Genomic DNA, 7,353 nt, shown 5'->3' with positions numbered 1-7,353 from the left:
CTCTCTTCGCTTCTCGCTCGGTCAAATGTAGTCCTCTCATGGACTGACATATTCACTGAGCAGTTACCTACTGACAATATCACTGAGCAAAGACAAATTTTTCATTTGGTGCTTGACATACTTCACAACATCAAATTAATATCGTGACTACTGGCTCAGGCAGGGAACCACATGTCCCAGGCGGGCGAATGCATGAACTATCCATCCCCAAGCTGATCATGAAACGGCTCCTGGACGACTGGAAGCTGCTGTTGAGTGTATTCATCGGCATCCTGATCGTCGTCACCGTGGCTACGGCCACTCCGCTCTACCTCAAGGCCCTGGAGCAGCTTGCGTTCAGGGTCACTCTCAATCGCATCACAAACCCCTTTCTGACCTTCTCCATCTACCCTCCCCGGATGGCGCTGGACGCCGAGTCCCTTGACCAGGCGGAGGACGTGGTATCGGCGGCGGCGGAGCGGCACCTGGAGGAGATATACGCCGGGCACGAGACGTTCTTTCGCACTTCCGGCGTAATCGCAGGGATACCGGACAGGCCCTTGCCGGATGCGGTCCAGCAGGGCGCAAACGCCACCGTGGGTTACGGCTTGATTGAGTACCTTTCGGGGCTCGACCAGAACGCGCGGTTTATCGACGGGCGAATGTCGACCGAGGCGGTGGAGCAGGGGCCGCGCGGGCCGATCATCGAGGGCGTGGTCTCGTTCCCTACGGCGGACGAGTACAAGTTCAAGGCCGGCGACGTGGTCACGCTCGCGCCGGACCTGGCGACTGAGACCCGGGTCTCGATTCGGATCACGGGCGTGATTGAGCCGAATGACGCGCTCTCCCCGTTCTGGACTGATGCGGGCGCTTTCTACTTCTCCACTGTTCCGGACCCAGTACCGGCAGCTCCTGAGGGCACCAGGTTCGATACAGACAAGGACATAGCCGTAGCGGTCTACGTCAGCCGCAACGCGATGACCGAGGTTTGGGGTAAGGCGTACCCCGGCTCTCTCGCGAGCCCCATCCTCTTCTCCAAGATAGACAAGGGACTGGTATCTAGCTGGCCTATCGCGAAGGTTGAGGCCCGGCTGGCGGCGTTCCAGACGGAGATCAACAAGGAGATGACCGGCGCGCAGGTGAACACGGGCATCATCACCGGCACCATCTCCGACGTTAACCGGCGCAGCCTATTCTCCCGCGTCCCGCTCATGCTCCTGGTGGCCGTCATGATTGTGACGGTGCTCTTCTACCTTTCGATGATGATGTCATACCTTATTCAGAGCAGGGAGCGGGACGCCGCGCTGCTCCGGACCCGTGGTGTGGGACTCCTCCAGCTTCTGCGACTTTACGTGCTGGAAGGCCTGGTGATGGTGGGGGTTGCGGTCATTGCCGCGCCGTTCCTGTCAACAGTGATTGTTGCGCTCGCCGGCAAGACGCCGTACTTTTCGGAGACGACCGGAGGCGGGTTCCTGCCCGTGCAGCTCAACGGCGCGCCGTTCATGGCCGCTGGCCTCATCGGCCTGGCGTGCCTTGCCATCTTCGCCCTCTACGGCGCAATGGGTACCCGCAGCGGCATCCTGGTGCAAAAGCTGCGCGCGGCGCGGCCAGCGACGATGTCGTTCTTCCACCGGTATTATCTGGACTTCGCGCTGATGGGTCTGGGCGGAATCGTGTTCTGGGAGCTGCGGTCGCGCGGGCAGCTGGTATCCGGCGGGCTGTTCTCGGACGTGCAGATTAACGAGACGCTGCTTTTTGCGCCGGTGCTGTTCCTTGTGGTTGTGGCGCTCTTCTTCATGAGAGTATTTCCGCTGCTCGTCAGGTACGTTGCGGGCGAGTCACGCGGGCTGGTGCACCTGCTTGTGGCAGTGACCACGGTGCCAGTCATTGCCGTGCTGCTGACGCGCGGGTGGCAGGACCGGCTGGCGATGGACGAATGGCTGACAGCGCCGGCGATGGCGCTTGGCGTGGCCGTGGCCTACTGGCTCACGAGCCGCGGCGAAGGGACGATGAAGCAGGGGATCGGGATGGTGGTGCAGGCGGCGTTCACGGCGGCATTCCTGTCCTTCCACGAAATAGACACTACTGACAACCTGTTCCAGGCGATAGTGGGAATGGTTGCGGTTGTGCCGGCGCAGCTGCTGTTCATGGCTTTCAGGCAGATATCCAAGGCGACGCCGGTATGGCTCACGATGGCGATCTGGCGCATGGCCCGTAATCCCTTGCAGTACACGTGGCTGGTGCTGCTTCTGGTGCTCGCAACCGGCCTTGCGGTCCTTTCCACAACGGTGGGCGGCACGCTGGCCCGCAGCCAGGAGGAGAGGATCCTGTTCGACGTTCCCACAGACATGCGCCTTCGCGGCAATCCGTACCTGATACGCGGCGGCCTGAAGGCGATCGACGAGCAGTACACCGCCACATCGGCGATCACGGAATCTGCTCTCGCGTTCCGCACGACCGGGTCGGCGGGGCCTTCCTCAGTCCAGATTCTCGGCGTGGAGACGGACAAGTTTGCGGACATCGCCTGGTTCCGGGACGACTTCTCCGAGGACACGCTGCCGGGGCTGATGACATCTCTCCAGCCTCACACCTCCCCTTCCAGAATCGCGCTGCCCGAAGGCGCCACTGAAGTGGGAGTGTGGGTGAAGCCGGCGGCGCTCCACGTGCAGATATCCGTATGGATGGTGTTGCAGGACGCCAAAGGTGTAACACGCACCGTTTCGCTTGGGGACCTTGGCCAGCCGCAGTGGCACATTGTGCGCGGGCAGGTGCCGGAATCTTTGCAGGCGCCGATACACATCCTTGGCGTGGAGCTTTACGAGCCCGGATGGGACGTAGGCAGCATGACGGCGGGCTCCAACACCGGCAGCGTCGGCACCGTGCTGATGGACGACATTGTCGCATTCGTCGGCGAGGGTGGAGAGGGGCAGGTGCTGGAGAGCTTCGAGGGGGGGTTGAGGTGGAGCCCGATGGCGACCTCTGTAACCGACAGGGACGCGATCGCCATATCCAACGCGGAGGCCGTTTCCGGACTGTACTCCCTAAAATTCGACTTCGGACGTTACAAGAACCGCGGGGTGCGCGGGTTTTATCAACTCCCCGGCGACCAGAATGTTCCGATACTGGTGAACACGGGGCTGGCGGGTTCCAACGGCCTCAGGCCCGGGGACCGGTTCACGGCGGTGGTGGCCGGCACGCTGGTGCCGGTAGAGGTGCGGGAGATCGTCGATTTCTTCCCAACGGTGGACCCTGGGCAGGGACACTTCGTTGTAGCCGATATGGGCCAGCTCCTGAGTTACCTCAACCTGATGAGCCACCTCGGCAATACTGACCCCAACGAGCTGTTTGTGAGCACGGCCGGCCACGATGAGGTTGCGATGCGGCAGATGCTGGCGGACTTTGTGAAGGGGATGGTCAACTACCAGAGCGGGTCGGAAAGGCTCCAGGCCGTTCGATTGGACCCATTGACCTCTTCCGGCTGGAAGGCTATGGTGCTGGTAGCCCTGGGAATTGTGCTCATGGCTGCCACGTTCGGGTACGTGTCTTATCTGTTGCTGGTGGCCGGCAAGAGCAAGCACGAGGTCGGCTTCCTGAAGTCCATGGGACTATCCCGGCTCCAGCTGGGGGCGTTGGTGGGCTTCGAGCACATGGCCATTGTGGGGATGGGGCTCGGGCTTGGGACGTGGGCAGGATTCCAGATGAGCAGGATGATGGTCTCGCCGCTGGCCGTGACGGACCAGGGGCAAACGGTGGTGCCGCCTTTCGTTATGATCACGGACTGGGGGCTGATGGCCCCGACGTACATCGCCATTGTGGCGCTATTCGTGGCGGCGCTGGTGGTGTTGAACAGGACGATCGGGCGGGTGGACATGCACGCTATCGCCCGCGCGGGAGATTCATAGGGCGAGTAATGGCCGGCTGCGTTCCCGCGGGCGTGTAACAAACCAACGAGCTCGGGTGGGTGGCAAGACCGTGACAGCACAAATTAAGAGCTTCCTGTCAGCCTGGCAATTCGTACTCCGGCGGAGCCTCGCCCACTGGAGGATGCGATCCTCCGTGGTCCTGGGCGTGCTGCTTGCCTCTGCGATCATGGCAGGCACCGTCATCTACTTCGACGCGCTGCGGGAGTTGGCCCTGAAGCGCACCCTCGAGCGCCACACGGTGGACCAGCTCAATGTCATTTTGCAGGTGCAGCGGGGGCCGGCCAACTACTCCGAGTTCAGGGTAGTTTCCGACGCGGTGAACGAGGAGATAGACTCGCGGATTGACTGGCTTGTTGAGGAGCGGATACGCGTGGGGAAGAGCCCCACCATGTTCCTGAACGCCGCGGGCAACCGCCCACTCACCGGTTACGAAAACCCGCGGACCTACTTCACATACCTGCCGACGCTGCTGGAGCATGCGGAGATTCTGCCCGGCGGCCGGATGCCCTCCGACGCGGCGCTTCCCAGCTCCGACGGCACTATTCGACTGGAAGCGCTGGTGCCGGAGGAGGCCGCGCGGACCTTTGGGGTGAATGTTGGCGACGAGTACGTCGCCTCGCCGCCGTGGACAGATTCCACGCAGTACGCAACGGTTGTCATTACCGGTGTATTCCGCAGGGCGGACCCTAACCACGAGTACTGGTTCCTGGAGCGGTCAGTTCTGCAGTCCGCGACCGGCGTCAGCTTTACCACCATGCCGTTCTTTGTTACTGAACGGGAGTACATGGAGGTTGTCGGCCCTGCGTTCCGGCGGATGGACAGCACGTACGCGTGGCTGCTGACGACGGACGTGGGTCGCATCAACGCGCGCAACTCCGTGGACACTGTGAACCGCCTGGAGTTCATGCAGGCCCGATTGTCTTCGACACTTGGGAGCTACCTCCAGACAACCGAGCTGGACAATGCTCTTTCTGAATACGACCGGCGGCTCTTCTTCAGCAAGCTGCCTATGTACGTTGTGCTGATCCTGATCGCGGTTGTTATCCTCTACTATGTGACGACGCTGTCGTCGCTCTCCGTGGAGGACAGGCGGTCAGAGGTTGCGCTTTTGCGCAGCCGCGGGGCGAGCCCGACGCAGATACTGCTGGTGTTCGTGATGGAGGGGGCAACCGTGGCCTTCCTCTGCTCGGTTGTGGGGCCGTTCCTGGCGGCGGGAGCAATCAGTGTGCTTGGCCTCACTCCGGCTTTCTCCGACCTTAGCGGCGGCTTCCTTCTGGACGCGGCCCTCTCTCCGGGCGCGTTCATGATGGGGGCCATAGGCGGCATATTGAGCTTCGTGGCGCTGATGGTCCCCGCGGTGCAAGCGTCACGCATAACAGTGACGCGCCTGCGGCAGGGGTCGGCGCGACCCACCGGCCAGCCGGTATTCCAGAAGTACTACCTGGACGTTCTGCTGCTGTTGTTGGGCATGTTCCTGTTCAGGCAGTTGACGCAGCAGGGCTCCGTTGTGGCGGCAAGCGTGTTCGGCGAGCTGGCGGTAAATCAGCTGCTGCTGATTATTCCCGGACTGATACTGATCGCCTCGGCGATGGTGCTGCTGCGGCTGTTCCCAATCGCGATGAACCTCGCCAGCAAAGTAATGTCGCCGTGGCTGCCGGCAGGGCTGGTGATGGGCGTGTGGCAGATGGCGCGCAACCCGACGCACTACGCGCGGCTATCTCTGCTCCTGATCCTGACGGCCGGACTGGGGATATTCGCATCCAGTTTTGGGACGACGCTGGAGCGGAACTTCAGGGAGCGGGTGCTATATTCGACGGGCAGCGACCTCCGCATTGAAGGCAATGTGCCGGTAGCGTTCCGCGGGCAGCGTGGGCCTAAGCCCACGATACCCTCCTCCAACGCCGCGCTGATTGAGGCATACGAGTCGGTGCCCGGCGTGGACAAGGCGACGGTGGTGCTACGGGCCTCGGGGCACGACCTGAGCAAGGTCTACGGCATGAACTACACGATGGTATCCGTGGAAGGCAACCGATTTAACGAGGTTGCGTGGTTCCGGGACGATTTCGCCTCCGGCCCTCTGGATGAGCTGCTGCCGGACCTGGCGGTACGAACCGCCTTCCAGGGCGTGGCCCTGCCGCCGAGCGCCCGGACTCTGGCGCTGCTTGTGAAGGCGGACAGGCCGCACCCCGGCGTACGTGTTACAGTGCGCGCGAAGACAAACGCCGGGAAGTACTTTACGTTCGATCTGGGCACGCTCCGGACAGGCAACTGGACCACGCTGGAGACTACTCTGGGCGTTGGTACTCCTCAGCTTGCCGAGACGGCGCTGCCTCTCACAATCATGTCCATCCGCGTACATGAGACCGGTGGGGCGCGCAGGCTGCAGCCGGGCTCCATCCTGATCGACGAAATCGCGGTGCGCTCGAACACGGATGCGCCTCTTCAGACGGTGGAGACTTTTGACAACACGTCAGGCTGGCTGGCGCTGAAGTCCGCGGACGATGCGGTGGCGGACTCCGCCCGAGGGTCGGACATTACGTCCACGGGCGAGGGTACATCGCTGCTGTTCACGTGGTCGGAGGGCAGCCCGTTGACTACTCGCGGAGTGTTCCGCGCCGACGAGCGGCCGCGGCTTCCCGTGCTTGCGAGCGCAACCTTTGCCAAGGGCACAGGACACGACGCGGGCGATGAGTTCGACGTATCGGTGGGCGGGAACAGGGTGCCGGTGCGAATTGAGGGCGCCGTGGAGCTCTTCCCAACGATGGTCGTCTCCAGCGAAAGATACCTTGTATCCGATTTCGATACGCTGGCAGACTTTGTCGGGCTGGGCATTCTTGGCGCGGAGCTGAACCCGAACGAGATCTGGATTGCTTCGTCTACGACGAGGGAGGAGCGCGAGGAGCTAATCGATCAGCTTGAGAGCGGCCTTGGCTTTTCAACGACGGGGATAATGGACCGGTCCGCACGGTTGGCGCAAACGCAGGTGGACCCGCTGGTGCAGGCGGGGTGGCGCTCTCTGCTGTTCATTGCATTCTCTGCCGTGCTCATACTGAGCTGCCTGGGCTTCATGGTCCATGCTTACGTGTCGTTCCAGAGCCGGCAGCTCCAGTTCGCGCTGTTGCAGACGCTCGGATTCAGCTCGAAGCAACTCATTACGATGGTCTGGCTGGAGCAGGCGCTGGTTATCGGAGTTGGCATGGCGCTGGGTACGTGGATGGGCGGTCGCCTGGGGGCGACGATCATGCCGTTCCTGGGCCACGACGATTGGGGCAGCCGCGTGGTGCCGCCGTTCGCGATGACAGTGAATTGGGGCCTGCTGCTGTCCACCTATGCAATAATGTTCGCAGTTTTCGCGGTCATAATCCTTGGAATGATCTGGCTGATCCACCGCATCCAGCTGCAGCGCATCCTGCGCCTTGGCGAAATGTAGTGGCGGGGCCGCTGGAGTAGC

At 62.2% G+C, this 7,353-nt stretch carries 2 protein-coding genes; both read left to right on the top strand.

The genetic code is table 11. The features are described 5' to 3' along the window. Positions 1–188 precede the first annotated feature (188 nt). Positions 189–3,881 (top strand): hydroxyisourate hydrolase, encoded by a 3,693-nt coding sequence (locus FJ319_09105; GenBank protein ID MBM3934443.1) that lies wholly within the window; start codon positions 189–191, stop codon positions 3,879–3,881. A 142-nt stretch (positions 3,882–4,023) separates the two neighbouring features. Further along, on the top strand, positions 4,024–7,332 hold the full coding sequence (locus FJ319_09100; protein MBM3934442.1) for an FtsX-like permease family protein: 3,309 nt from the start codon (positions 4,024–4,026) through the stop codon (positions 7,330–7,332). The last annotated feature ends 21 nt before the right edge of the window (positions 7,333–7,353 follow it).

The organism is SAR202 cluster bacterium, assembly GCA_016872355.1.
Classification (GTDB): Bacteria; Chloroflexota; Dehalococcoidia; order Lucifugimonadales; family VGZY01; genus VGZY01.
This window is presented reverse-complemented; position numbering and strand designations above follow the sequence as displayed.

What these genes read in the sequence shown, in the direction of transcription:
- FJ319_09105 (MBM3934443.1), top strand. Translation starts at nt 189, where the DNA reads ATGCATGAACTATCCATCCCCAAGCTGATCATGAAACGGCTCCTGGAC.
- FJ319_09100 (MBM3934442.1), top strand. Translation starts at nt 4,024, where the DNA reads ATGCGATCCTCCGTGGTCCTGGGCGTGCTGCTTGCCTCTGCGATCATG.